We start from the raw sequence: 514 nt of genomic DNA, 5'->3' as shown, positions 1-514 counted from the left end.
GCCCATAAGCAGGTGGAGTTCGATCAGGATACCTTTTTCGAGATCAACAAGGATTTCGTGCACATGTTCAAATGGGATACCATGTCCTCAGCGGACATGCCCCAGAGCACCACGATACCCTACGACAGGTTCGAGCATGCCTACCACCAGCTGATGCTGGAACTGGTACTGCTACAGGAGAAAAGTGTAAGGGCGGCGATGGGAAGTTCCGAAATAGGCCAGCTTTATGTGGACGGGGGTTTTAGCGACAACAAGATCTACATCCAGCTCCTATCCCATTACATGGGGAACATGAAGCTCAGCACAACGGATTCATCTTTGGGGTCCGCCCTTGGGGCCGCGATCGTTATTTCCGATACGGAGCTGGAGCCCTCGTTCCTGGACAAAAACTACGCTATCAAGAAACACCGGCCGTTCAGCCTAAAATAGACCTATCTTATGAACAAGGAATTCAACCCCGCATATCCTTCAATGGACGATTTGAGAAACAAGGCCATGAAACGTATACCCAAGT

1 pseudogene is annotated in these 514 nt (G+C 50.0%); it reads left to right on the top strand.

Annotated elements, in window-relative coordinates:
* Positions 1 to 429: pseudogene (locus H9565_RS20450) on the top strand (carbohydrate kinase); the annotation flags it as partial.
* Positions 430 to 514 lie beyond the last annotated feature (85 nt).

The sequence above is a fragment of the Zobellia russellii genome (genome assembly GCF_018728565.1).
GTDB classification, from domain to species: Bacteria; Bacteroidota; Bacteroidia; order Flavobacteriales; family Flavobacteriaceae; genus Zobellia; species Zobellia russellii.
This window is presented reverse-complemented; position numbering and strand designations above follow the sequence as displayed.